Genomic DNA, 23438 nt, shown 5'->3' with positions numbered 1-23438 from the left:
GACAAGTCCCGCCCTACGGGAGCATCTTGCCGGGGTTGAGAATACCCTTGGGGTCCATCGCCGCCTTGATCGCCCGCATCGGCGCAAGCGCCGGGCCGTGCTCGGCCTCCATATACTTGCGCTTGCCGAGGCCGATGCCATGCTCGCCCGAGACGGTGCCGCCAAGACGCAGGGAGGTTTCGGCCAGCGTGGCGGAAAAGCTCTCTATCATGGCCAGTTCGGCGGGGTCGGCCGGGTCGAAGCCGATGCCGGTGTGAAAGTTGCCATCCCCGACATGGCCGACGATGACCGGCTCGAGGCCCAGCTCGCGGGCCGCGCCTTCGGCGGCCTCGACTGCCTCGGCCAGGCGCGAAATCGGCACGCAAACATCGGTCGCCAGCATCCGCTTGCCAGGGTAGAGCGCCTTTGAGGCATGGTGGGCATTGTGGCGCATCGCCCAGAGGGCGTTGCGATCTTCCAGTCGGGTGGCGCGGGTGAAATCCTGCGCATCGAAGTCTGCGGCGATCTCTCCGAACAGCTCGGATTGCTCGGATACCGCAGAGTCAGAGCCTGAAAACTCCAGAAACAGGTGCGGCTCCTCGGGCATGTCGCCACCGCCGTGCAGGTTGAAGCCGCGGACCATGGTGGCGTTGACCAGCTCGATCCGGGCCATGGGAATCCCGGCCTGAATGGTTGTGATCACACAGTTCACCGCGTTCTCGACAGAGGGAAAGCGGCAGGTGGCGGCGAGGATGCTCTCGGGCTGGCCGTGGAGTTTGAGGGTCAGCTCGGTGATGATGCCAAGCGTGCCCTCGGAGCCGATGAGTAAGTGGGTAAGGTCGTAGCCCGACGACGACTTGCGGGCGCGGGAGCCGGTGCGAATGATCCGGCCATCGGCCAGCACGGCCTCCAGCGCGAGGATGTTCTCGCGCATGGTGCCATAGCGCACGGCCATGGTGCCCGAGGCCCGCGTGGCCGCCATGCCGCCGAGCGAGGCATCGGCGCCGGGATCAATCGGGAAGTAGAGGCCGGTGGCGCGCAGCTCGTCATTGAGCTGGCTGCGGGTGACGCCGGGCTGCACGGTGACATCCATATCGGCATCATGCACCGCGAGGATGCGGTTCATCAGGGACAGATCCAGCGTCAACCCGCCCTCAACCGGCAGGTGATGGCCTTCCAGGGAGGTGCCGGTGCCATAGGGCGTGACCGGCATGCCCTCGGCATGGGCCACCTTCATGATCTCCGAGACTTCCTCGGTGCTCTTGGGGTAGGCCACCGCATCCGGGAGGGCCTGCGGGAAATGCGCCTCGTTCTCGCCATGGGCCGCGCGCTCGGCATCGGAGCGCTTCAGGCGCGCGCCAAGGAGCGATTCCACCAGGGTTAGAGCCTTTTCGTGTGCCATTCAGCCCTCCAGAACCTTGCCGATGCGGGACAGCGCCTCGCGAATGTTGTCCTCGCTGTTGGCATAGGAGAAGCGCAGGAAGCCTTCGCCATGGGCGCCAAAGCTGGTGCCGGCGACGGTGGCGACGCCGCAGTCTTCCAGGAAGCGATCCTGTGCCTCGCGGGCGGTAAGGCCGGTGCCTTCGATGTTGGGGAAGGCATAGAAGGCCCCGGCGGCATCGGCGCAGCGCACGCCGGGCAAGGCGTTCAGCCCGTCGACGATAACGGAGCGGCGGCGGTCGAAGGCCTCGACCATTTTCACCACCTCGTCCTGCGGGCCTTCCAGCGCCGCGATTCCGGCGAACTGGGTGGGGGCGTTGACGCAGGAATGATCGTTGATGCAGAGCCGGGTGGCGTGGTCGACCAGGGCATCGGGCCAGACGGCATAGCCGAGGCGCCAGCCGGTCATCGCGTAGGTCTTCGACCAGCCGTCGAGCATGATCAGGCGGTCGCGGATTTCGGGGTAGTTCAGCAGCGAGGTGTGCTGGCGGCCGCCGTAGAGCATGCAGGAATAGATCTCGTCCGACATCAGCACCACATCGGGGTGATCGGCGAGGCCCGCGACCAGCTTGTCGATCTCTTCCTTGGGGGTCACGCCGCCGGTGGGGTTGGCGGGGGAGTTGATGATGATCAGCCGGGTGCGCTCGGTGATCTGGCCCAGCACCTCTTCGGCGGAGAAGGCAAAGCCCTTGTCTTCGCGCAGCGCGATCGGGACCGGGGTGGCGCCGGAATACTTGATGACGCTTTCGTAGATCGGAAAGCCGGGGTTGGGATACATGATCTCGGCGCCCGGCTCGCCAAGGAGCATGCAGGCAAAGAACATGGTCGGTTTGCCGCCGGGCTGGACGACCACGTTGTCGGGGTTCACCTCGGCGCCGTGGCGGCGGTGCAGATCGGCGGCCACTGCCTCGCGCAGGGCGGGCAACCCGTTGGCGGGTGTGTAGCCGTGGTGGCCGTCGCGCAGGGCCTTGATTCCGGCCTCGACGATATGCGCCGGCGTCTGGAAATCGGGCTGCCCGATGCCGAGGTTGATGATGCTCTTGCCCTGCGCGGCGAGCTTTCCGGCGCGGGCGAGCACCTCGAACGCGCTTTCGGTGCCAAGGCGGCCGGTGCGCTGCGAAACTGTGACCATGAGTGTTCCTCCTTGGCTGAGGTTTTGGCCCGCCGGGGCAGAAATGAAAAGACCCGACCCCTCAGGGGCTTTTAAGCAAGGCTTCAGGATTGATCGACCCGCCCGCGCGGGCTAAACCCTGCCCGGCGTGGTCCCGTGGCTCAACTGGATAGAGCAGCCCCCTCCTAAGGGGCAGGTTGCAGGTTCGAATCCTGCCGGGATCACCAGTTCTGCCCACGCTCCAACCGCGCGCCCTGTGCCAGACAGCAAAAGGCAGGCGGGGCCGGTGGGCCGCGCCTGCCTTGTTTATCGCGTTGGGGCCGCCGTGCGGTTGCCCCCGGGAGCGGGCCTTACTCGGCCAGCTTCTCGTCGAGAATCTCGGCGAACTTCTCGTAGGCCATGTTGGTGTACTTCTCGCCGTCGATGATGAAGGACGGGGTGGAACTGATGTCGTCCGCCTCGGCGTTCTTGAGGAAGAGGGCATACATCGCCTGGGCCTTGTCGGCATCGGCGAGGCAGGCGTCGACCTGGTCGCCATCGAGGCCAGACTTCAGGGCGAGCTTGCGCAGGTCGCCGTGGATGCCGGCCAGCTCACGCGAGGCGAGCCATTCGCTCTGTTCGGTGTAGATCGCATCGGAAATGCCGAAGTAGCGCATCGGGCCGGCGCAGCGGGCGACCATCCCGGCCCAGAGGCCCGGCTTGTCGAAGTAGATCTCGCGGTAGATGAAATGCACCTTGCCGGTGTCGATGTAGTTTTCCTTCAGCTTCTTGAACGCAGTGGCATGGAAATTTGCGCAATGCGGGCAGGTGAAGGAGGCATATTCGATCACGGTGACGGGGGCGTTCTCGTCGCCCAGCGACATTTCCTCGATCGAGGAGGTGTCGACCTCTTCGGCGCTCTGGGCCTGTGCGGCGAGGTCGAACCCGGTGCCGCCCGGCGTGCTGTTGCGGCCGATGGCGAAATAGGTGCCGGCGGCAATGGCCACGGCGAAGACGGCGGAATAGAGGTACTTGTTGTTCATCAGGGGCCTTTCGGTCTTCTCTGCTCGGCTCTCTCAGCCGCGTTCGGATTTGTGGATGACATGGGCGCCGAGGCGGCTCAAGGCCGCTTTCAGTGCGGGATCGGTGATGCCCTCGGCCAGGCTGGCGGCCGCTTCGCGTTGGGCGGGCGCGGGCTGGGGCCGGGTTTTGGGGGCGTGGTTGAAATCGGCCTGCCCCTCGGCAAAGCCGGTGGGCGCGGTCTGGGTGAACTGGATGCGGGTGATGGCGGCATAGCCATAGACCGCATTGATCCGCTCGCGGAGCTGCTCTTTCTGCATTTCGAGCATCGGCGCATGGGCCCCGGTGGTGAGCACCCGCAGGGTTGCGCCAAAGCTGCCGCGGCCGAACTTCACATCGACGGGGCGGGTGACGGCGGCGGTTTCATCGCCCACGATCTCGGCCCAATGGGTGAGCACGCGCATTTCGGCAAAGCCACGCTTCTCGCTCGCCTTGCGGATATCCGCAGTGACGAACTTTGCCGTTTGGGCAAAGCCGCGCATGTGGCGCTTGAAGGTTTTTGCAGGTGCCTTGGCCATGGCCTCGCAATTCGGGTTGTGCGGCTTTATCTTACCGCCCGCGGCCCTGCCGGGGCCAGCCAAATGCGGGCAGGGGAGCCATAAACATTGCGTGACGAGAGCATGAGCGCGGCGCTGCTGGAGTGGTATGATGCCCACGCCCGCGTGTTGCCATGGCGGGTGCCGCCGGGCAGCGGGGAGCGGGCCGATCCTTATCGCGTGTGGCTCTCGGAGGTGATGCTTCAGCAAACCACGGTGGCGGCGGTGAAGGACTACTTTGCCACCTTCACCCGGCTCTGGCCCACGGTGGAGGCGCTGGCGGCGGCGAAGGACGAGGACGTGATGGCCCGCTGGGCCGGGCTTGGCTATTACGCCCGCGCCCGCAACTTGCTGAAATGCGCCCGCGTGGTGGCCGGGCGAGGCGGCTATCCCGATACGGCGGAGGGGCTGCGCGAGCTTCCGGGCATCGGCCCCTATACCTCTGCCGCGATTGCCGCGATTGCCTTCCAGCGGCCCGAGGTGGTGGTGGATGGCAACGTGGAGCGGGTGATGGCGCGGCTTCATGCGGTGCAGCAGCCGCTGCCTGCGGCCAAGCCTGTGCTCACCGCCCATGCCGCCGCGCTGACGCCGCAGCGGCGCCCCGGCGATTATGCGCAGGCGGTGATGGACCTTGGCGCCACCATCTGCACCCCCAAGAGCCCGGCCTGCGGCATCTGCCCGTGGCGCGCGCCCTGCGTGGCGCGGGCCGAGGGCATTGCCGCCGAGCTGCCGAGGAAGACCCCGAAGAAGCCCAAGCCGGTGCGGCTGGGCCATGCCTATGTGATCCGCCGGGCCGACGGGGCCTACCTGCTGGAACGGCGGCCCGCGCGGGGCCTGCTGGGCGGAATGCTGGGCTGGCCTGGAGCGGAGTGGCGCGAGACGGCGGCAGAGCCTGCGCCGCCGGTAGAGGCGGCGTTGGAGGAGATCGGGGAGGTGCGCCACACCTTCACCCATTTTCACCTGATCCTGCGGGTTCATGCCGGACGGGCCGAGGCGGAGGCGCCGGAGGGGCTGCATTGGGAGCGGCTCGCCCCGGCCGCCCTGCCCACGGTGATGCGCAAGGCCTATGACCTTGCGGCCACGTCGCCCGCACTGAATGTCGCAGGCGATTGAAACGCCGCTCCGCGCTCGTATGATCCGGGCGGGGCACGCATGAGCATCGGGAGAGGGCCAATGGCCTCTGCATCTTTCACCAGCTTCCGGGCTGCGGCGCCTTTCTGGGTGTCGCTGCTGACGGTGCCGCTGGTGCTGGCCTCCGCCGCATGGGGCGGGCTCTGGGTGGTTTCGGTGCCGGTGTTCACGCTGCTGGGCTTCACCCTGCTCGACGGCTTCACCGGGCTGAACCTCGAGAACCCCGAGACCGAGACGGAGGAGGCGCAGCTGTTCTGGTATCGGCTGGTCACGCTGGTCTGGTGCCCGGTGCAGGTGGCGCTGCTGCTGACGATGCTGGCCTGGGTGCCGGGAGCGGAGCACCTGAACGTGCTGGAAAAGATCCTGGTGTTCTTTGGCCTCGGCGTGACCAACGGCGCGATCGGGATCGTCTATGCCCATGAGCTGGTGCACCAGCGCAACCGGCTGGAACGCTGGCTGGGCGATGTGCTGCTGGCCTCGGTGCTCTACAGCCATTTCCGCTCGGAGCATCTGCTGGTGCATCACTTGCATGTGGGCACCCGGCGCGATGCGGTGACGGCGCGCTATGGCGAGAACTATTGGCGGTTTCTGGCCCGCGTGGTGCGCGAGGAGCCGGTGAGTGCGTTTCGGGCCGAGAAGGCGATGCTGGCGCGGAAGGGCTTGCCGTGGTGGCACCGGAGCAATCCGCATTGGCGCTACTGGGGCCTGCAACTGGCCTTCGTGGTGGCGGCCTGCGTGCTGGGCGGTTGGGCCGGATTCCTGCTGTTTCTCTATCAGGCGGGAACGGCGATCTGGCTGCTGGAGCTGACAAATTACATCGAGCATTACGGGCTGACCCGGAAGCACATCGGCAATGGCCGCTACGAGCCGGTGCGCCCGCATCACTCATGGAACGCGGCGCATAAGGCGACGAACTGGCTGCTGATCAACCTTCAGCGCCATTCGGACCATCACTACAAGCCGTCGCGCCGGTTTCCGCTTTTGCAGACCTATGACGAGGGCGAGGCGCCGCAGCTGCCCTATGGCTATCCGGCGATGGGGTTTATGGCTCTGGTGAGCCCGCTGTGGTTCAGGGCGATGAACCCGAGGGTGCGGAAGTGGCGGGCGATGTATTATCCGGAGATCACCGATTGGGGGCCCTACAAGCGGGGCGAGTTGCCGCTGCCGGGGTGATGAGGCGCGCCCGCCCGATGCGCGCCGCAGGCGCCGGGCAGCGCCGTCCCGCCCCCCGGGGCGGCGCTTCGGTGAGGTTTGGGCCTACCCCTGAGGGAAGATGACGACTGCGCCATAAAGTGCCCCGAACCACCGTTGCTGGCGCCACCCCGCGGGACGGCGCTGCCCGGCGCCCGCTCACACCATCCGGATCACGTCCTTGTCGATGGCGAGCATGTAGCCGCGCCGCGCGATGTTTTTCACCAGTAGTTCCGAGACCATCTGGTTGCCGAGCGAATCGCGCAGGCGCTTGATGCGGGTCGCGCCGGCTGCCTCGTCGCAATCGGCTTCGGGCTTGCCCTGGATGACGCCCTCGATGGCGGCGCCGCTCAGAACGTCTTCGTCCATCCGGGCTTCGGCCAGCACGGCGAGGGTTTCGATCGCGGCTTCGGTGAGCTTGAATTCCATGTTGTTCAGCAACACGACCCGCTCTTCGCGCGAGATCACCAGGCTCGACACCTGAATGCCGCTGCGCTCGATCTCGCCCATCCGCTTGTTCAGCGCGATGATGGTGACGAGAAACACCAGCGAGGCGATCAGGAGCGCGGTGGAGAAGATCAGCAGCACGAAGATGACGATTCGGTAGCTTGCCAGCACCTCGCCGAAGGCGGTGCCGGACTGGGCCAGGATCTCCAGCAGCTTGACCGCATCGGATGTGACCAGCGCGTCGTTCTCGGTGAAGATCTGTTCGACCCGCGCATTGAAGGCGTTGCCGTCGGGCAGGGTCAGAAACAGGAACAGCGCCGCCAGCCCGAGGATCACCACGATGGCGGCGATTCCGAAGGTGACAACGCGGCTCCCGGTACTGCGCAGGTCAGTAGCGAAGGAAGTTTGATCCGGCATTCTGCTGCTGCGCCTTGCTTGGGGTGCCCTCGAAGAGCGAGATGACATTGAGTAGCACCCAACCGCCCTGCTGCAAACGGGCAGCCACGGTGGACTGCGCCTTGCTGCCGGGCGGGCATGTGTTGCCAAGCTCCATCACACCGTAATGCAGCTTGAGCGGATTATCCTGCTTTGCCTTGTACTCGGCGTAGCAGGCGGCCCCCGCAGGGGCGGCCGCCAGCGCAAGAGCGAGCGCGGCGGCAGGGAGGGTGAGAAGCGTTTTCATGCGTATACTCATGCGGTTGGCGGCCTCGCTATTCAATAGCAAACCCCCGTTTGAGGCCTGATATGCGATAGCCCGGCGGCGATATTGTTTGACCGGCCGGATCACCCCCATCCTCACCTCATCACCGCCCCGGCGCGTCTCCGATCAGACGCCCCCACCGGGCTTCAGAGACACGCAAAGAGGATAAAGCCATGTTCAAGACACTCACCGCAACCGCCGCTGCCGCTGCCATTGCCCTCACCTCCTTTTCCGCTCCGGCGCAGGCCGAGATGGACCGGGGCGAGACCCTGCGCCTGCTTCTGGGCCTTGGGGCCGTGGGCGCGCTGATTGCCGCCAACGAGCGCAGCAAGGACCGCTCCAGCGCATCGCGCTCCGACAACCGGGTGATCGACGTGACCCCCGGCTACGGCCGCGGCGGCGACCGTCATGGCAACAAGGGCCGCAGGGTCCGGATGCCGCAGCAGTGCGAAACCGTCGTGCCGACCCGTCGCGGAAACCAGGTGTTCTACGGCCAGCCCTGCCTGAACCGCAACGGCTTCCGGGCGCAGCTGCCGCAGGCGTGCCGCTACACGCTCGACCTGGGCCGCAAGCGGGTGCAGGCATTCGAGCAGCGCTGCCTGCGCCGCAACGGCTACCGCACCTGAGTTTTGAGATCAGGCAAGGCGCGTCCCGGTCTCCTGGGGCGCACCTGTCAGCAGTGCACGGCTGTCATCCCCATGGGGCCGTGCTGGACTTGGGGCAGAGGGTGAGGCTCTCTGCCCCCTTTTTTTCATTGCGCCCGTCGCCTGCACGGGCGAATTGGGGGCATGAAGACCTTTCCTGATTTCCTGCTGGAAGAGGCCGCCATGGCCCGAGGCCTCGCCCGCGTGGCGGGGGTGGACGAGGTGGGGCGCGGCCCCCTGGCCGGGCCGGTGACGGCGGCGGCGGTGGTGCTGGACCCTGCGAATATTCCGCCGGGGCTGAACGACTCCAAGAAGCTCACCGAGAAGCGGCGGCTGGCGTTGAACGAGGCGATCCTTGCGAGCGCGGCGGTGAGCATTGTGCATGTGAGCGTGGAAGAGATCGACCGGATCAACATTCTTCAGGCCTCGCTCACGGCGATGATGCGGGCCGTGGCCGCCTTGCCCGAGGCGCCCGGCCATCTTCTGATCGACGGCAACCGGCTGCCCGAGGGCTGCGGATCGGCGGAGGCGGTGGTGAAGGGGGACGGCAAATCACTCTCGATCGCGGCGGCGTCGATCGTGGCGAAAACCGCGCGCGACGCGCTCATGGTGGATTTGGCGCAACAGCACCCCGGCTACGGCTGGGAGAGCAACGCGGGCTACGGAACGAGTGTGCACTTGAGGGCACTCCAAGAGTTGGGGGTCACACAACATCATCGGCGTTCCTTTGCACCGATACGCAATATCTTGTTGCAACCAAAATCTGCAAACCCCTGATTCAAAAAAGAAATTGACCACGAATCGGGTCTGACTCATGCTTCTGTCAACAACACCGAGCGCCAAAAGAGCGCGGGGACAGAGGCAGACACATGACGAAGACGACGACCCGCAGAGGGCAGCAGGAGCTGCCACTGAACCGGATCCTTCCGGGTGACTGCATCGAGGAGATGAACAAGCTCCCCGAAGCATCCGTAGATCTCATCTTTGCCGACCCCCCCTACAACCTGCAGCTCAAGGGCAACCTCCACCGCCCGGACAATTCGCAGGTCGATGCCGTCGACGATCACTGGGACCAGTTCGACAGCTTCAAGGCCTACGACAGCTTTACCGAAGCCTGGCTGGCGGCTGCGCGGCGGATTCTGAAACCAGATGGTGCGATCTGGGTGATCGGGAGCTACCATAACATCTTTCGCGTCGGGACCAAACTACAGGATGCCGGTTACTGGATCCTGAACGATGTGGTCTGGCGCAAATCCAACCCCATGCCCAACTTCCGCGGCATGCGGCTGACCAACGCCCATGAAACCATGATCTGGGCGAGCAAATCCGAGGGTGGCAAGTACACCTTCAACTACGAGGCAATGAAGGCGCTCAACGACGACGTGCAAATGCGGTCGGACTGGGTGCTTCCCATCTGCAATGGCCATGAGCGGCTCAAGAACTCCAGGGGAGAGAAGGCGCATCCGACGCAAAAGCCGGAAGCGCTGCTCCATCGTGTTCTGCTCGCCACGACCAACCCTGGCGACGTGGTGCTGGACCCATTCTTCGGGACCGGCACCACTGGCGCCGTGGCCAAGATGCTTGGCCGTGATTTCATCGGCATCGAGCGCGAGGCCGAATACAGGGAAGTTGCAGAGAAACGTATTGGAAACGTGCGAAAAATCGACAGCGACGCGCTGAAGGTGAGCACCAGCAAACGCGCCGAACCGCGCGTGCCCTTCGGCCAGCTGGTGGAGCGCGGGATGCTGCGCCCCGGCGAGATGCTGGTGAGCGGCAATGGCAAGAATGCCGCCAAGGTGCGGGCCGACGGCACGCTGGTTGCCGATGATGTGAAAGGCTCGATCCACAAGGTCGGGGCGCATCTGGAAGGCGCGCCGAGCTGCAATGGCTGGACCTATTGGCACTTCAAGAAGGATGGCAAGCCGGTGAGCATCGACGTGCTTCGCCAGCAGATCCGCGCCGAGATGCGCGACTAGGATAACTCCGAGTTCACAAAGTTACCGCCGGTGCCTGTGGCCTGACACATGGCACGACCTCTGGCCCCGTTCGCCCCAGTGGCAACGGGGCCCCTTTTTTGCGCGGTTCGGGGGTCGGAAGGCGGGTGGCGGACCTTGTGTTAACCCATAGGGATTAACCACGAAAAGTTGGGATTCACATCCCGTGCACAGCCGGTACACAACCTGTGCATACATTTTTTGACATAGCGGGCGTTAATCAATGCACCGCGCGGTGGTCAGGGCGCGGAGAGGCCGAGGGCGGCGAGCGCGGCATCGAGCGGGGAGCAGTCGGAGAGTTCGAGGCGCACGGGGAGGGTCAGCACCTTCTGGCGGAAGTCGGCGGGCAGGCGGACGGCGTCCTTTTCGGTCGTGACGAGCTGCGCGCCGAGCGCCGCCGCCTCCAGCTCCAGCCGGGCCATGAGCGCGGGGGTGAGGGGCTGGTGATCGTCGAGGGGTTCGCCGCGCAGCAGGTTGGCGCCGAGGCCGCGCAGGGTGGCGAAGAACTTTTCGGGGTGGCCGATGCCGGCGAAGGCGAGGGTGGGCAGCCCCTCCCAGTCCATGCCGGTCTGGAGCGGTGCGAGGTGGCCGGTGAGGTGGGGCACGGTGATGGCGCTGTGCCATTGGCTGGCAAACTGCGCTTGCGCTGCCTCGGGGCCGATGGAGAGCAGCAGGCTGGCGCGGGCCATGCCGGCGGCGACCGGCTCGCGCAGCGGCCCGGCGGGCAGGCAGCGGCCGTTGCCGAAGCCGCGATGGGCATCGACCACCACCAGCGAGAGATCCTTGACCACCGAGGGGTTTTGAAACCCGTCGTCGAGGATCACTGCCCGTGCCCCGGCGGCCTCGGCGGCCCGCACCCCGGCGGCGCGGTCCTTGGCGACCCATGTGGGCGCGAAGGCGGCGGTGAGCAGGGGCTCGTCTCCGACCTGCGAGGCTGTATGGCTGCGTTCATCGACCCGCACCGGGCCGGGCAGGCTGCCGCCATGGCCGCGCGACACCACGTGGACGCCGGGAATGCGCTGGGCGAGGGCGATGGTGGTGGGGGTCTTGCCGGTGCCGCCCGCGTTGATGTTGCCGACGCAGATCACCGGCACCGCGGCGCGGTAGCCGGGCTGCCGGAGGCGGCGGGCGGTGGCGGCGGCGTAGAGCGCGCCGAGCGGGGCGAGGGCGCGGGCCTGCCATGCGGGCGCGGCGGGCGGGGTGAACCAGTAGAGCGGTGTTTGCATCAGAGGGCCCCGCGGGTTTCGAGCTGGATCGAAAGGTGGGCGGCGAGCCGGGCGATGACGGCGGCGCCCTCTGACAGCTCGCTCCAGGCGGCGGTGGCGAGTTCGGCGGCGCGGTCGGGGGCGAGAAGCTCTGCGACGGCGCCGGGCAGGGCCTCGCCGCTGGCCAGCGCGCGGGCGGCCCCGGCCCCGGCGAGGCGGGCCATCATGCCGGCCTCCGCCCCGCCGTGCGGCCCGAAGGCGATGGCGGAGCCCAGCGCGGCGGCGGGGGCGGCGGGCTGGACCGCGCCGCCGGGGGTGAGGGTGCCGCCGAGAAAGCAGAGCGGGGCGAGGCGGAACCAGAGGCCGTCTTCCTCGGGGGCGAGGCGGTCGGTCAGGTAGATTTCGGTGCTGTCGGAGGGCTCGTCGCCCTCGGCGCGGCAGGCGGTGGTGAAGCCCTGCGCGGAGAGGTCCGCGGCCAGCGCGGCATCATCCGGGCAGTCGGGGCCGGGCATGAGAAGCAGCAGAGCACGGTGGGCGATGGCCAGCGCGGAGCGGTGGGCGGCGAGCACGTGGGGCAGCTCCTCGGCCAGCGGGCGGGCAGCGAGCCAGACCGGGCGGGCCGAGAGCCGCTCGGCCAGGTCGGCGCGATCGCTCTCGATGCAGGGCGGCGGCGCGGGCGGGGCGATGAGCGGGCCGGTGAGGCGGATGCGCGAGGGCCCCATGCCCGCCGCGCGGGCGGCTCCGGCCGCGGCGGCGCTGCTGACCCAGAGTTCGGACACCAGCCGCAGCGCGGCGCGGGTCACGCGATTGGCCCCCGCGAGCCCCTCCTCGCCCGGCGCGATCAGCGTGGTGGGGCAGGCGGTGCCGAGGGCCGAGAGCAGCGCGGCATTGTCGGGCGGGCCGATCCAGAGCGCGGCATCGGGGCGCCAGGCGGCGAAGAAGCTGCGCAGCGCCGTGCGCCCGGTGTCGGGGGGCGGGCGGAAGAGCAGGGTGGCGTCCTGGGTCTGCTCGGGCTCCAGCACGCCGAGCCCGGTCACCAGCAGGGTGACGGGGTGGGTGTCGGCCATGTTGGCGGCGAGTTCGCGCAGGGTTGCCAGCGTGTCGCCGCCCGCCACATGCGCCCAGACCAGCCGCCCGGGCGGGCGGCGCTCGGCCAGGGCGGGCACCCCCGGCGGGGTGCTGCGCCCGGTGAGCCCGGCGAAGGCCCGGGAGAGCGGATTGCGACTCATCTGGTGCCGGGGGCGGGCGAGGGGATCAGCCCAGTTCCTCGGTTGGGGAGGCCTCTGCCTCTTCATCGCGCAGCCGGTGGATGTGGGCGATGTAGTAGCGCATGTGGGCGTTATCCACGGTGCGCTGGGCGGCGGCCTTCCAGGCATCGAAGGCGGAGGCGTAGTCGGGGAACATGCCGACGATGTCGATGGCGTCGACGTCCTTGAAGGCGCTCTTGGCGGGGTCGATCAGCTCGCCGCCGAAGACGAGGTGCAGGCGTTGGGTCATGGGGTTCTCCGATGGTTCGGGCAGTTGGGTGCGAGGGTAGAGGATTATGCCGGAGGGTTGAAGAAGGGTTGAGAGGGGCCGGGGCTGCGCCGATTTGCCCGTGCCGGGGTGTCTTTACGGCGGGGGGCGCTTTGGGCTATCTGCGGGGAAACGGAATTCGCGGAGTGAGACTCATGGCCGACCACAAACATGGCGAGATGGATACCAGCGTTCAGGAAGCCACCTTCGACGGGTTCATGAGCTTTGTGACCAAGTCGGTTGTCGTGATCCTCGTGTTCCTCGTCTTCCTCGCTCTGGTCAACGGCTGACGAGCGGTTAAACTCTCCCCGGCCCCGCGCGGGCAAGGGGTGGAGGGTTGATTTCATGATACGGCTGATCGTGCTGTTGCTGGTGCCGCTGGTTCTTGCGGCCTGCGGCGGGGCAGCGCCTGTCTGGGCGCCTGACGACGAGGTGGCGCGGGCGCGCTATCGGCATGACGGCCCGCCGTCGCTGACCCTCATGACGATGATCAACAACGACAGCGGCGCGGGCGGCCATACGGCGCTTGTGGTGAACGGCAGCCAGCGGGTGATCTTTGACCCGGCGGGCAGCTTCAGCAGCCCGGCGGTGCCTGAGCGCAACGACGTGGTGATCGGGGTGAACCCGCGGGTGATGGCTTTCTACATCGACTACCACGCCCGGCCCGAGTGGCGGGTGGTGACGCAGGAGGTGCGGGTCAGCCCCGAGGTGGCGCAGCGGGCGCTGGCGCTGGTGCAGAACAACGGCGCGGTGGCCAAGGCGCATTGCGCCAAGACGACCTCGGCGCTGCTGCGGCAGATTCCGGGCTTCGGCCATGTGCGGCAGACCTGGTATCCGTTGCAGGTGATGGAGGATTTCGCCCGCATCCCTGGCGTGAAGACCGAGGAATTCCGCGATCCGGTGGAGGAAGAGCAGGGCTACGTCGACCCGAACCGCGAGTTCTACCGCTAGCAGGCGAGGCCCGGTCAGAGCCCGAGCGCGGTTGCCCCGTAGAACACCGCCAGCCCGGCGAGAATGGCGAACAGCAGCGATTTCATCCGCCAGCCGACCACCACGGTGGCGAGGGCGGCGAGCAGGCGGGCCGGGTCGGCCTCTCCCCCGGTGGCGGCGGGCCAGGCCAGCATGGGGGCGACCAGCGCGGGCAGCACCGCCACGGGCGTGTAGCGCAGGTAGCGCAGCAGGGTTTCGGGCAGGGGGCGGGAGCCGGCCAGCCCGATGAAGGAAAAGCGGATCAGGAAGGTGCCGACGGCCAGCGCGGCGATGATGAGCCAGATCGGGTAGTCCTGCATCAGCCTGCCCCCCGTGCCGCGAGCGCGCGTTCGGTTTCGGCCCCCGCCACCATGCCCAGCATCCCGGCGACGATCACCCCGGTGGAAAACGGCATCCAGGCCAGCAGCAACGAGGCCACCAGCGCCACGAAGGCGGCGGCCATGTGGGCGGGTGTGCGCAGCCCCGGCGCGACGATGGCCAGAAAGGCCAGCGGCACCGCCACATCGAGCGACCAGCTCTCGGGGATCGCCGTGCCCGCCAGTGCCCCGGCGAGCGTGCCGAGATACCACATCGGCGCAACCGGCGTGATGGTGCCGAGGAAGTAGGCGACCTTGGTGCGCACGTCCCACTGGGGTTTTTCTTCGTACTTCAGCACCGAGGCGGCATAGCTCTGATCGACCAGCAAGTAGCTGATGAGCGCCTTCTGCCAGAGCGGCGCGGTGCCCACGTGCGGGGCCATGGAGGCGGAATACATCGCCATGCGCGCGTTCACCGCCAGCGCCGTGGCCAGCACGATGACGGTGGGCGCGTTGTCCTGCATCAGTTGCAGCGCGGTGATCTGCGCCCCGCCCGCGATGACCAGCACCGAAAAGCCCATGACCTCGACAAGGTTCAGCCCGGCCTCCATGCCGATCACGCCGAAGATCGCGCCGAAGGGCACGACAACGATGAGGAAGGGCAGCCCGGCGCGGATGCCGGAGGCATAGGCTTTTTTCGGTGTGGTGGATGGCATCGGGGGCCTCTAGCATGGGCCGCGAGGTGGCCCGTTGGGGGAGAGGATGGCAGCAAACTTGAGCACGTCAAGTAATTACCTGGTGGCTCCTGACACCGGGGCCGAAGGGCTGACCCGGCGCGTCACCGGGCGCGACCAGGAGGGCCGCGCCGTGGAGATGCAGGTGGTGGAGGAGCGCCCGCTGACGATCTACCTCAACCGCACCGAGATCGTGACCGCGATGACCATTGGCGACCACCCGGAGCTGCTGGCGATGGGGTTTCTTGCCAACCAAGGGATGCTGCGCCCCGGCGAGATGACCGGCGTGGACCATGATGCCGAGCTGGGCGTGGTGGTTGTGCGGACCGCAGGGGAGACCGATTACGAAGCCAAGTTGGGCCGGAAGGTGCGCACCAGCGGCTGCGCTGTGGGCACGGTTTTTGGCGACATGATGGAGGGGCTGGAGGGGCTGACCCTGCCTGCGACGCGGGTGAAGGTGGCCGACCTCTATGCGCTGGCCAAGGAGATCAACACCACGCCATCGCTCTACCTTGAGGCCGGGGCGATCCATGGCACGGTGCTCTGCGAGGGGCCGCAACCGCTTGTTTACATGGAAGATGTCGGGCGTCACAACGCGGTCGACAAGGTGGCGGGCTGGATGCTGCGGGAGGGCGCGGATCCGGATAGTAAAACACTTTACACTACCGGGAGACTCACGAGCGAGATGGTGATCAAATGCGCGCTCATGGGCATTCCGGCCCTCGTCAGCCGTTCGGGCTTTACCGCCTGGGGCGTGGAGATTGCCCGGCAGGTGGGGCTCACCCTGATTGGCCGGATGCGCGGCGAGCGGTTTGTGTGCCTCTCGGGCGAGGAGCGGCTGGAGTGGCCAAAATGAGCGAGCTGCCGGAGCCGATGGAGCTGCACTGCCGCCTCAGCCGCGAACAGATGGCGCAGGCGCTGAAGGTGAGAGACAGCGGCAACCAGGTGTTCTGGGGCTATGTCGGGGCTGGCGCGGCGGTGGTGCTGGGGCTTTCTGCGCTGCTGATTTTCAAGAGCGACTGGGGGCTTTCGCCGGAGGCCGGGATATTCCTTTTCCTCGGTGCGGCCCTCAGCGCGGGGATGAGTGCGGCCCTGCTGGCGATGCACCGAAAGGGCGTGATCGAGCAGGAGATGGCTTGGCAGGCTCAGGATGGCGGTTACTGGCTGCGCTTTGGGCCGGAGGGGATTGAGCAGCGCGGCGCGCTGGTGGAATGGCGCGGGCGCTGGTCGCTTCTGCGCGAGGTGCGGGCGATGGGTCAGAGCACGGCGCTGCTGCTGGACCGGGGCTTGATACTGGTGCCGAATGGGCAATTGCCCGAGGGGACATCGCCCGAGAAATTCCGGGCCGCGCTGATAGCTTGGAAGGAGGCGGCATGACGGTGATCGAATGCCGCTACCGGGTGTCGCCCGAGATGCTGATGGCGGCGATCGGGGCGGGCAGAACGCCACGCGGCGGGCGCAGGAGGCCGGGCTGGTTCTTTCCGCTCTGCGTTGCGGGGGGCGTGGTGATCGGCCTGCTGGCGGTGGCGGTGCAGGAAGCGCTGGGCGTGGCGATTTCGGGCGCGGTGGTTTTGGCCTTCTGCCTCGGGTTCCTGGCCGGGCTGGGGCTGTGGCAGATCAGCTGGATGCGGCGCGCAAGGCAGATTGCCGCGGCGCATGAGGAGGTGGCGGAGGCGGCGGGCGACGTGGTGAGCCGGTTCGGGCCGGAGGGGATAGAGAGCCGGTCGCAGGTGGGGCAGAGCTTTCATCACTGGGGCGCGGTGACGGGGATCAGCGAGATTGCCGGGGGCACCGCGCTGCGGCTGGGGGCGATTGCGATGCCGGTGCCGGATTCGGCGCTGCCCGAGGGCATGGGGGGGGCGGTGTTTCGGGCGGCGCTGGAAGGGTGGAAGGGGGCGGCATGAGCGAACAGTCGATCGAACTGGCCTTTGCGCCGACATGGCAGGAGGCCCGCGCCGCGATGGCCACGCTTGGCCGCCGGGCGAGGCCGCGCCCGGTGTGGAAGCCGCTGGCCTTCCTGCTTGGCGTAATGGCGCTGGTGGGCCTCGGGATCTGGCTGTGGCCCGGGTGGTTTGGCCGCTGGCTGACGTTGCCGACCCTGTTTGCCTTCGTGGCCGGGATCTACGTGATGCTGGGCGTGGTGATCTGGAAGGGCCGCTGGCAGTGGCGGCACCTTGGCGCGCGGTGGGAGGCGCATCAGGCGCGGCTTGGCACGTGGCGGATGGGATTTGGCCGCGCGGGATACCACATCCGCACCGAGGTGAGCGAGGTCCGGGCGGGCTGGGATATTGTCTCGGAGGTGGTGTCGCTGCCGGGCGGCACCGGGTTGCTGGTGGGCACCGCGATCTTGACGGTGCCGGACAAGGCGCTGCCGGAGGGGCTGACGCCCGAGGCGTTCCGGGCGCGGCTGGAGGCATGGAGGGCGGCATGAAGGTTGTGGGCGTGATCCTTGCCGGAGGGCAGGCAAGGCGGATGGGCGGCGGTGACAAGGGGTTGCTGGAGCTGGGCGGCGTGCCGTTGTTGCAGCGCGTGGTGCAGCGGCTGGCGCCGCAGGTGGAGGCGCTTTGCCTGAATGCCAACGGCGATGCGGCGCGGTTTGCCGGATACGGGCTGCCGGTGGTGGCAGACCCGGTGGAGGGCTTTGCCGGGCCGTTGGCGGGGGTGCTGGCCGGGATGCGCTGGGCGCAGGCGGAGGGGGCGAGCCATGTGGTGAGCGTGGCCGCCGACACGCCGTTCTTTCCGCGAGACCTTGCCGAGCGGCTCATCGCCGGCGCGTCCGGGTCTTCGCCGGTGCTTGCGGCGGTGCGCGAGGCCGGGCGGGTGCGCCGCCAGCCGACCTTCGGGCTCTGGCCGGTGGCGCTGGCCGATGATCTTGAGGCGGCGCTGGGGGAGGGGCTGCGCAAGGTGGTGCATTGGACCGAGCGGCATGACGGGCGCGAGGTGGTTTTTGGCTCGTCGGATGCCTTCTTCAACGTGAACACGCCGGAAGACCTCGCCGCGGCGGAGCTGATGCTGTGAAGGTCTTTGGGGTCGTTGGCTGGAAGAACAGTGGCAAGACCGGGCTGATGGAGCGGCTGGTGGCCGAGATCACCGCGCGGGGCTTCAGCGTGAGCACGGTGAAGCACGCGCATCATGCCTTCGACGTGGACCGGGAGGGCAAGGACAGCTGGCGGCACCGGCAGGCCGGCGCGCGCGAGGTGCTGGTGGCCAGCGGCGCGCGCTGGGCGCTGATGCACGAGGGGGCCGCGCCGGGGCTGGAGCAGCTTCTGGGCAAGCTCGGCCCGGTCGATCTGGTGCTGGTGGAGGGGTTCAAGCGCGAGGGACATGGGCGGATCGAGGCGCATCGGGCGGCGACGGGGGCGGGGCTGCTGGCGCGGGAGGATGCCGGGATCGTCGCGGTGGCGAGCGATGTGCCGGTGGAGGTTGGGGTGCCGGTTTTCGAACTGGATGATACCGGGGCGATTGCGGATTTCGTTCTGGCGCAGGTCGGGCTGGGCGCGGCGGAAGGCGCCACAAGCCCTGCCCTGCGGGACGACTGCTTCGCCCTGCCGCCGGGGGTCGACTGGGTGCCGGTGGGGGAGGCGTTGGCGCGGCTCAGGGGGCGCCTTTCGGGCGTGGTGGCGCGGGAGGAGGTGCCGGTGGGGCGGGCCTCGGGGCGGGTGCTGGCGGCGGATGTGGCGGCGGTGCGGAGCAATCCGGCGGGGGCGAATGCGGCGGTGGATGGCTGGGGGTTTGCCCATGGCGGGCTGCCTGCGCCGGGAGCCGGTGGGCGGATCACCATGGACATCGCGCCGGGGCGGGCGGCGGCGGGGGTGCCTTTTGGCAGCGCGGTTCCGGCGGGCAAGGCGCTGCGGATCCTGACCGGGGCGCTGCTGCCGGAGGGCGTGGATACGGTGGTGTTGCAGGAGGATGTGACCGAAACGGGCGGGCAAATTGCCTTTGGCGGCGCACCCAGGGCGCGGGCCAACACCCGGAAGGCGGGCGAGGATGTGAAGGCCGGGGCGGCGCTGTTTGAGGCGGGGCATAGGCTGCGCGCACCCGACGTTGCGCTGATCGCGGCCACAGGCGTGGCCGGGGTGAGCGTGCATCGGGCGTTGCGGGTGGGCGTGCTTTCGACCGGTGACGAGATCGTGGAGCCGGGGGCGGGTGCCGCCATGCATGAAACCTATGACGCCAACCGGCCGATGCTGCTTGCGATGGTGGCAGGCTGGGGCCATGCGGCGGTGGACCTTGGCCGGGTGGGCGATGACCGCGACGCGCTGCGGGCCAGGCTGGACGCGGCGGAGGTGGATGTGATCATCACCTCGGGCGGGGCCTCGGCGGGGGAGGAAGACCACCTCTCGGCGCTGCTGCGCGAGGAGGGCGAGCTGACGGCATGGCGGATCGCGCTGAAGCCGGGCCGCCCGCTGGCGCTGGGGCGCTGGGCGGGCAGGCCGCTGTTCGGCCTGCCGGGCAACCCGGTGGCGGCGCTGGTCTGCGCCGCGCTCTTTGCCCGCCCGGCGCTGGAGGTTCTCGCAGGCGGGCGCTGGCTGGAGCCGCATGGGTTTGACGTGCCCGCCGCCTTCGAGAAGCGCAAGAAGCCGGGGCGGCGCGAATACCTGCGGGCCCGTATGGGGCCTGAGGGGGTGGAGGTGTTCGGCTCGGAAGGCTCGGGGCGGATCAGCGGGCTGAGCTGGGCCGAGGGGCTGGTGGAACTGGCGGAACCGGCGCGCACTGTGGCGCGGGGCGATCTGGTGCGCTTCATCCCCTATGCCGCGCTCGGGCTGTGATGGAGCTGCGCCCCGGATTTGACGAGGCGCACCGAGACGAGGTGGCGCGGCTGTTCTGGGGGGCGTTCCGGGGCAAGCTGGGACGCATTCTCTGGCCGGAGCGCAAGGCGCTGGCCTTCATCGCGCAGATCATCCAGCCGGGGTTCGCGATTTCGGCGGTGGAGGAGGGCAGGCTGCTGGGGGTGGCCGGGTTCAAGACGCCGGGGGGCGGGTTTATGGCGGGGAGCATGGCGGACATGGCGCGGCAATACGGCTGGTTCGGCGCAGGCTGGCGGGGGCCGGTGCTGGAGCTGTTCGAGCGCGAGCTGGTGTTCGGGCAGTTGCTGATGGACGGGATCTTCGTGGCCGAGCACGCGCGGGGGCGCGGGGTGGGCACGGCGCTGATTGGCGCGATCAAGGCGGAGGCCGTGGCGCGGGGCTGCCGCGAGGTGCGGCTGGACGTGGTGGAGGGCAACACGCGGGCGCAGGCGCTTTATGCGCGCTGCGGCTTCGAGGCGCGGGGCGAGGTGCGGGCGGGGTGGCTTGCGCCGGTGCTGGGGTTTCGTCGGGCCACGACGATGGTGGCGACGGTTGGCTAAGTGGTGGGTTTCACCCACCCTACAAGCGGTTTAGACGGGCCGAATGAGCTATGACGTCATCATATTGGGCGCGGGCGGTGCGGGGCTGATGGCGGCGGCCACCGCCGGTCAGGCCGGGGCGCGGGTGCTGTTGCTGGACCATGCGGAGAGGGCCGGGAAAAAGATTTTGATCTCGGGCGGGGGGCGCTGCAACTTCACCAACCTCGGGATCGAGCCGGGCTGCTACCTGTCGGAGAACCCGCATTTCGCCAAGTCTGCCCTGAGCCGCTACACGCAATGGGACTTCATCGAGATGGTCGAGCGGCATGGCATTGCCTGGCATGAGAAGACGCTGGGGCAGCTTTTTTGTGACGGCTCGGCGCGGCAGATCGTGGCGATGCTGGAGGCGGAATGCGCCAAGGGCGGGGTCGAGACCCGGCTGGGGGTGAGCGGCACGGCGGTGCGCCACCGTGAGGGCCGGTTTGAGGTGGCGGGCGAGGCTGCGCCGCGGTTGATCGTGGCGACGGGCGGGCCTTCGATTCCGAAGATGGGGGCGAGCGGGCGGGCCTATGAGATCGCCGCGCAGTTCGGCCTCGAGATGGTTGCGCCGCGCCCGGCGCTGGTGCCCTTCACGCTGCCCGAGGCGGACCGGCTGTTTACCACGATTTCAGGCGTTGCGGTGCCTTCGGTGGCGACGGCGGGGGGCGCCTCTTTCGAGGAGGCCACGCTGTTTACCCACCGGGGGCTTTCGGGACCGGCGATCTTGCAGGTGTCGAGCTATTGGCGCGCGGGCGAGGCGGTGCGGCTGAACCTGCTGCCCGGTGCCCTCGAGCGGCTGAAGGCGGCGCGGGCCAAGGCGCCGCGGGCCGGGCTGAAGGCGGCGCTGGCGGAGCATCTGCCGGGGCGGCTGGCCGAGGCACTGGCGGAGCGGATCGGTTTTGCCCGCGAGATGGGCAACGTGCCGGATGCCGAGCTGGAGCGGGCGGCGGGGGTGCTGGAGGGGCTTGAGTTTTACCCCGACGGGACAGAGGGTTACGCCAAGGCGGAGGTGACGGCGGGCGGGGTTTCGACAGCCGAGCTTTCGAGCAAGACGATGGAAGCCAAGACGGTGCCGGGGCTCTACTTCATCGGCGAGGCGGTGGATGTGACAGGCTGGCTCGGGGGCTACAACTTTCAGTGGGCCTGGGCGAGCGGCGTGGCGGCGGGCAAGGCTGTGGCGGAGGGGCTGTAGCGGGCGCGGCGCTCAGAGCGCCTTTGCCAGCAGGATGACGGCGGAGAGCGTCGCCAGCCCGAGCGCCCAGGGGCGGATCGAACCCTTTTCGAAGCGCGCCACCAGCGGGCGCACCGCCACCAGCGTCAGCGGGACGAGGGGCGCGAGGGTGACGGCCAGCGCGATCTGCGGCGCGCGCATCAGGCCCGCGAAGGCGAGCGCGGCGATGGAGATGACCATTCCGAAGCCGAAGAAGGCGTTTTGCGTGGCGGCCGACCGGCGCGCCTCGACGCCGGAGTAGAGAATGGCCATGGGCGGCGCGCCGATCCCGGTGAGGGTGCCCATGACCCCGGCCACCGCCCCCGCGCCGAAGAGGGTTTTGGGGGTGATGGCGATGGAGAGGCCGGCGAGGTTGAGGGCGACCGCGAGCAGCACGACGAGCGCGACGATGACCGGCAGCATGTCGGTGCCGACGACGGCACTTGCGATGAAGGCGGCGAAGACCGCACCGAGCAGGCGGCCTGCAAAGCCGGGGGGCAGGTCGGAACGGATGACGGCATCGCGGGTGCCCAGAAACGAGCCGATGCCCGAGAGGACGCCGAGCAGCAGGATGGTGCCCGGCACCCAGTCGGGCGCGGCGAGGGTCATGGTGGGAGCGGCGATCATGCCGAAGCCCGCCCCTGCGAGCTTCTGGAGCACGGTGCCGCAGATCACGGCCATGGCGCAGACGAGCCATGGAAGGAGGGGCGGAAGCAGCTGGGTGAGGTCTATGGCCACGGTGGGAGGGGCTCCGGGGGCTCTGGGGCGGGACGGACGCCGGGGACGAGGCGGCGCAGGATCGGCCGGGGCCTAGTCGAAGGTGCCCGAGACCTTGCCGAGCAGCATGAAGGCGCGGGCGGTGCGGGTTTCGGAGACCGAGAGAATCTCTGTGTCGGAGGCGGTTTCGGCGAAGGCGGCGAAGGTCTGGTCGAACTTGCGCAGGAAGTGGTGGGCGGCGTCGCGGAAGATCGGGTCGGCGCGCATCCGGCCCGATGTCAGGGCGAGGCAGGAGCGGTCGCGCACGCCGTCCATGCCGGCGATCTCCTCGCCGCGACGGCCCTCGCCGAACTTGCGCCAGACCGCGGGGCGGGCGGGTTCGGGGGTGAGGTCGTCCATGTAGATGCCGTCTTCGGAGAGCAGGGTGAGCACGTCTTGCGCCGAATGCACCAGCCCCGAGATCGTGGGGTCGCGCAGGGCCTTGCGGAGCGCGGCGAAGCCGGCCTTGTCCTTTTCGTTCTCGGGGAAGTTCAGCGCGCGGGTGAACTCCTCGACCGAGATCGGCGCGGCCCCGGTGACGGCGGGTGTGCCGAGGTCGAAGGTGGGCTGGGCCTCGGCCTCGGGGGCGGGCTCGGGGCGGGAGAGGGCGGGCTTGCCGGGCAGGGGCACCTCGGCGGCCAGACCGGCGCGGGAGGCGATGCGCGCCAGCGCGGCCTCGGAATTGCGCTGGGCGGTTACCAGCTCGTCGAGCTTGCGCTCCACCGCACCGGAGCGGGCATCGGGGCGCTCGCCCTGGGCCTGGCTGACATAGCTGGAGCGCAGGGCATCGACGGCGGCGGTCAGGCGGGTGCTCTCCTCGCGCATGATCCGGGCGTTGCGGGCGGCGGTGATGCCGACCCAGATCAGCGCCACCGGCATGAAGACGGCGAAGAGGGTCATGGTGAAGATGATCGGGTCGAAGGCGGCCTCGCCCTCGGGGATCAGCAGGAAGAACCCGCCGACCAGCAGGCCCCAGACGAGGGTGAGGCCGATACCGATGAACTCTGCCGAGCCGAAGCCGCGCCCCCCCGCCTCCGGCCCGCCCTGGGCCGTGCGGATGGGGGCGGGCTGCACCCGCATGGGCTGGCCCGTCATGCTCGCTGTGGAGCGTGTGCTGTTCTCGGCCTCGCTCACG

Annotated in this window: 28 protein-coding genes and 1 tRNA gene; 16 read left to right on the top strand and 13 right to left on the bottom strand. The window is 68.6% G+C overall.

Going from position 1 to position 23438, the window contains the following annotated elements; translation table 11 throughout:
• Positions 1-13: 13 nt before the first annotated feature.
• Both GTH22_RS15160 and GTH22_RS15155 read right to left on the bottom strand, forming a co-directional pair.
• A complete protein-coding gene (locus GTH22_RS15160) occupies positions 14-1381 on the bottom strand; it encodes an FAD-binding oxidoreductase (protein ID WP_252946354.1) in 1368 nt (455 codons plus the stop codon).
• Positions 1382-2551, bottom strand: a complete 1170-nt coding sequence (locus tag GTH22_RS15155) for a pyridoxal phosphate-dependent aminotransferase (RefSeq protein ID WP_252946353.1) — start codon at positions 2549-2551, stop codon at positions 1382-1384.
• Between the two features lie 129 nt (positions 2552-2680).
• On the opposite strand from GTH22_RS15155, the gene GTH22_RS15150 reads away from it, so the two are divergent.
• A tRNA-Arg gene (locus GTH22_RS15150) sits at positions 2681-2757 on the top strand.
• Positions 2758-2880: 123 nt separating this feature from the next.
• On the opposite strand, the gene GTH22_RS15145 is transcribed toward GTH22_RS15150, so the two are convergent.
• Entirely contained in the window at positions 2881-3552 is a 672-nt protein-coding gene (locus GTH22_RS15145) for a DsbA family protein (protein WP_252946352.1), read from the bottom strand.
• A 33-nt stretch (positions 3553-3585) separates the two neighbouring features.
• The gene (locus GTH22_RS15140) at positions 3586-4107 is read right to left on the bottom strand and encodes a DUF721 domain-containing protein (RefSeq protein ID WP_252946351.1); all 522 of its coding nucleotides are present in this window, start codon (positions 4105-4107) and stop codon (positions 3586-3588) included.
• A gap of 102 nt (positions 4108-4209) precedes the next feature.
• On the opposite strand from GTH22_RS15140, the gene GTH22_RS15135 reads away from it, so the two are divergent.
• Both GTH22_RS15135 and GTH22_RS15130 read left to right on the top strand, forming a co-directional pair.
• Positions 4210-5238 (top strand): A/G-specific adenine glycosylase, encoded by a 1029-nt coding sequence (locus tag GTH22_RS15135; protein ID WP_252947652.1) that lies wholly within the window; start codon positions 4210-4212, stop codon positions 5236-5238.
• 60 nt (positions 5239-5298) lie between these two features.
• Positions 5299-6429, top strand: a complete 1131-nt coding sequence (locus GTH22_RS15130) for an alkane 1-monooxygenase (protein ID WP_252946350.1) — start codon at positions 5299-5301, stop codon at positions 6427-6429.
• A 177-nt stretch (positions 6430-6606) separates the two neighbouring features.
• Here the strand turns inward: GTH22_RS15130 and GTH22_RS15125 are convergent, their stop codons facing one another.
• Positions 6607-7311 (bottom strand): hypothetical protein, encoded by a 705-nt coding sequence (locus GTH22_RS15125; RefSeq protein WP_252946349.1) that lies wholly within the window; start codon positions 7309-7311, stop codon positions 6607-6609.
• A complete protein-coding gene (locus tag GTH22_RS15120; RefSeq protein WP_252946348.1) occupies positions 7283-7576 on the bottom strand; it encodes a hypothetical protein in 294 nt (97 codons plus the stop codon). The genes GTH22_RS15125 and GTH22_RS15120 overlap by 29 nt, the downstream gene beginning before the upstream one ends.
• 191 nt (positions 7577-7767) lie before the next feature.
• On the opposite strand from GTH22_RS15120, the gene GTH22_RS15115 reads away from it, so the two are divergent.
• From GTH22_RS15115 to GTH22_RS15105, 3 genes are all read left to right on the top strand, one after another.
• Complete coding sequence (locus tag GTH22_RS15115) at positions 7768-8220, top strand: hypothetical protein (protein ID WP_252946347.1); 453 nt, start codon at positions 7768-7770, stop codon at positions 8218-8220.
• 162 nt (positions 8221-8382) lie between these two features.
• On the top strand, positions 8383-9015 hold the full coding sequence (locus GTH22_RS15110; protein WP_252946346.1) for a ribonuclease HII: 633 nt from the start codon (positions 8383-8385) through the stop codon (positions 9013-9015).
• A gap of 92 nt (positions 9016-9107) precedes the next feature.
• Positions 9108-10214 carry a site-specific DNA-methyltransferase gene (locus GTH22_RS15105; RefSeq protein WP_252946345.1) on the top strand — a complete coding sequence of 369 codons (1107 nt, stop codon included), beginning with the start codon at positions 9108-9110 and terminating at the stop codon, positions 10212-10214.
• 257 nt (positions 10215-10471) lie between these two features.
• Here the strand turns inward: GTH22_RS15105 and lpxK are convergent, their stop codons facing one another.
• Genes lpxK through GTH22_RS15090 form a run of 3 tightly spaced genes read right to left on the bottom strand, consistent with a single transcriptional unit; the run spans position 10472 to position 12934 of the window.
• A complete protein-coding gene (lpxK, locus tag GTH22_RS15100; protein WP_252946344.1) occupies positions 10472-11458 on the bottom strand; it encodes a tetraacyldisaccharide 4'-kinase in 987 nt (328 codons plus the stop codon).
• Positions 11458-12666, bottom strand: a complete 1209-nt coding sequence (locus GTH22_RS15095; protein ID WP_252946343.1) for a hypothetical protein — start codon at positions 12664-12666, stop codon at positions 11458-11460. Before GTH22_RS15095 ends, lpxK begins: the two co-directional genes overlap by 1 nt.
• 25 nt (positions 12667-12691) lie before the next feature.
• Entirely contained in the window at positions 12692-12934 is a 243-nt protein-coding gene (locus tag GTH22_RS15090; RefSeq protein WP_252946342.1) for a DUF4170 domain-containing protein, read from the bottom strand.
• Between the two features lie 173 nt (positions 12935-13107).
• On the opposite strand from GTH22_RS15090, the gene GTH22_RS15085 reads away from it, so the two are divergent.
• Positions 13108-13242 carry an aa3-type cytochrome c oxidase subunit IV gene (locus GTH22_RS15085; protein ID WP_252946341.1) on the top strand — a complete coding sequence of 45 codons (135 nt, stop codon included), beginning with the start codon at positions 13108-13110 and terminating at the stop codon, positions 13240-13242.
• A gap of 55 nt (positions 13243-13297) precedes the next feature.
• Positions 13298-13903 (top strand): hypothetical protein, encoded by a 606-nt coding sequence (locus GTH22_RS15080; protein WP_252946340.1) that lies wholly within the window; start codon positions 13298-13300, stop codon positions 13901-13903.
• A 14-nt stretch (positions 13904-13917) separates the two neighbouring features.
• Here the strand turns inward: GTH22_RS15080 and GTH22_RS15075 are convergent, their stop codons facing one another.
• Both GTH22_RS15075 and GTH22_RS15070 read right to left on the bottom strand, forming a co-directional pair.
• Positions 13918-14241: an AzlD domain-containing protein gene (locus GTH22_RS15075; RefSeq protein ID WP_252946339.1), complete on the bottom strand. Its 324-nt coding sequence runs from the start codon at positions 14239-14241 to the stop codon at positions 13918-13920.
• Positions 14241-14954: an AzlC family ABC transporter permease gene (locus GTH22_RS15070; RefSeq protein ID WP_252946338.1), complete on the bottom strand. Its 714-nt coding sequence runs from the start codon at positions 14952-14954 to the stop codon at positions 14241-14243. The genes GTH22_RS15075 and GTH22_RS15070 overlap by 1 nt, the downstream gene beginning before the upstream one ends.
• Positions 14955-15000: 46 nt before the next feature.
• Here GTH22_RS15070 and GTH22_RS15065 point away from each other — a divergent pair, with 46 nt between their 5' ends.
• Genes GTH22_RS15065 through GTH22_RS15030 form a run of 8 tightly spaced genes read left to right on the top strand, consistent with a single transcriptional unit; the run spans position 15001 to position 21529 of the window.
• Positions 15001-15828 carry a formate dehydrogenase accessory sulfurtransferase FdhD gene (locus GTH22_RS15065; RefSeq protein WP_252946337.1) on the top strand — a complete coding sequence of 276 codons (828 nt, stop codon included), beginning with the start codon at positions 15001-15003 and terminating at the stop codon, positions 15826-15828.
• The gene (locus GTH22_RS15060; RefSeq protein ID WP_252946336.1) at positions 15825-16349 is read left to right on the top strand and encodes a hypothetical protein; all 525 of its coding nucleotides are present in this window, start codon (positions 15825-15827) and stop codon (positions 16347-16349) included. Before GTH22_RS15065 ends, GTH22_RS15060 begins: the two co-directional genes overlap by 4 nt.
• Entirely contained in the window at positions 16346-16876 is a 531-nt protein-coding gene (locus GTH22_RS15055; RefSeq protein ID WP_252946335.1) for a YcxB family protein, read from the top strand. The genes GTH22_RS15060 and GTH22_RS15055 overlap by 4 nt, the downstream gene beginning before the upstream one ends.
• Positions 16873-17403: a hypothetical protein gene (locus tag GTH22_RS15050; RefSeq protein ID WP_252946334.1), complete on the top strand. Its 531-nt coding sequence runs from the start codon at positions 16873-16875 to the stop codon at positions 17401-17403. Before GTH22_RS15055 ends, GTH22_RS15050 begins: the two co-directional genes overlap by 4 nt.
• A complete protein-coding gene (gene mobA / locus GTH22_RS15045; RefSeq protein WP_252946333.1) occupies positions 17400-17990 on the top strand; it encodes a molybdenum cofactor guanylyltransferase MobA in 591 nt (196 codons plus the stop codon). Before GTH22_RS15050 ends, mobA begins: the two co-directional genes overlap by 4 nt.
• Entirely contained in the window at positions 17987-19741 is a 1755-nt protein-coding gene (locus GTH22_RS15040; RefSeq protein ID WP_252946332.1) for a bifunctional molybdopterin-guanine dinucleotide biosynthesis adaptor protein MobB/molybdopterin molybdotransferase MoeA, read from the top strand. The genes mobA and GTH22_RS15040 overlap by 4 nt, the downstream gene beginning before the upstream one ends.
• Positions 19741-20319: a GNAT family N-acetyltransferase gene (locus tag GTH22_RS15035; RefSeq protein WP_252946331.1), complete on the top strand. Its 579-nt coding sequence runs from the start codon at positions 19741-19743 to the stop codon at positions 20317-20319. The genes GTH22_RS15040 and GTH22_RS15035 overlap by 1 nt, the downstream gene beginning before the upstream one ends.
• 43 nt (positions 20320-20362) lie before the next feature.
• Complete coding sequence (locus GTH22_RS15030; RefSeq protein WP_252946330.1) at positions 20363-21529, top strand: NAD(P)/FAD-dependent oxidoreductase; 1167 nt, start codon at positions 20363-20365, stop codon at positions 21527-21529.
• 12 nt (positions 21530-21541) lie between these two features.
• Here GTH22_RS15030 and GTH22_RS15025 read toward each other — a convergent pair whose 3' ends face one another.
• Together GTH22_RS15025 and GTH22_RS15020 are read right to left on the bottom strand one after the other, a co-directional pair.
• Positions 21542-22285, bottom strand: a complete 744-nt coding sequence (locus GTH22_RS15025) for a TSUP family transporter (protein ID WP_252946329.1) — start codon at positions 22283-22285, stop codon at positions 21542-21544.
• A gap of 72 nt (positions 22286-22357) precedes the next feature.
• Positions 22358-23437, bottom strand: a complete 1080-nt coding sequence (locus tag GTH22_RS15020) for a hypothetical protein (protein ID WP_252946328.1) — start codon at positions 23435-23437, stop codon at positions 22358-22360.
• Between the last annotated feature and the right edge of the window lies 1 nt (position 23438).

This window comes from Oceanicola sp. 502str15, from assembly GCF_024105635.1.
Classification (GTDB): domain Bacteria; phylum Pseudomonadota; class Alphaproteobacteria; order Rhodobacterales; family Rhodobacteraceae; genus Vannielia.
The sequence above is the reverse complement of the archived record's forward strand: the minus strand, read 5'-3'. Positions and strand labels throughout refer to the sequence as shown.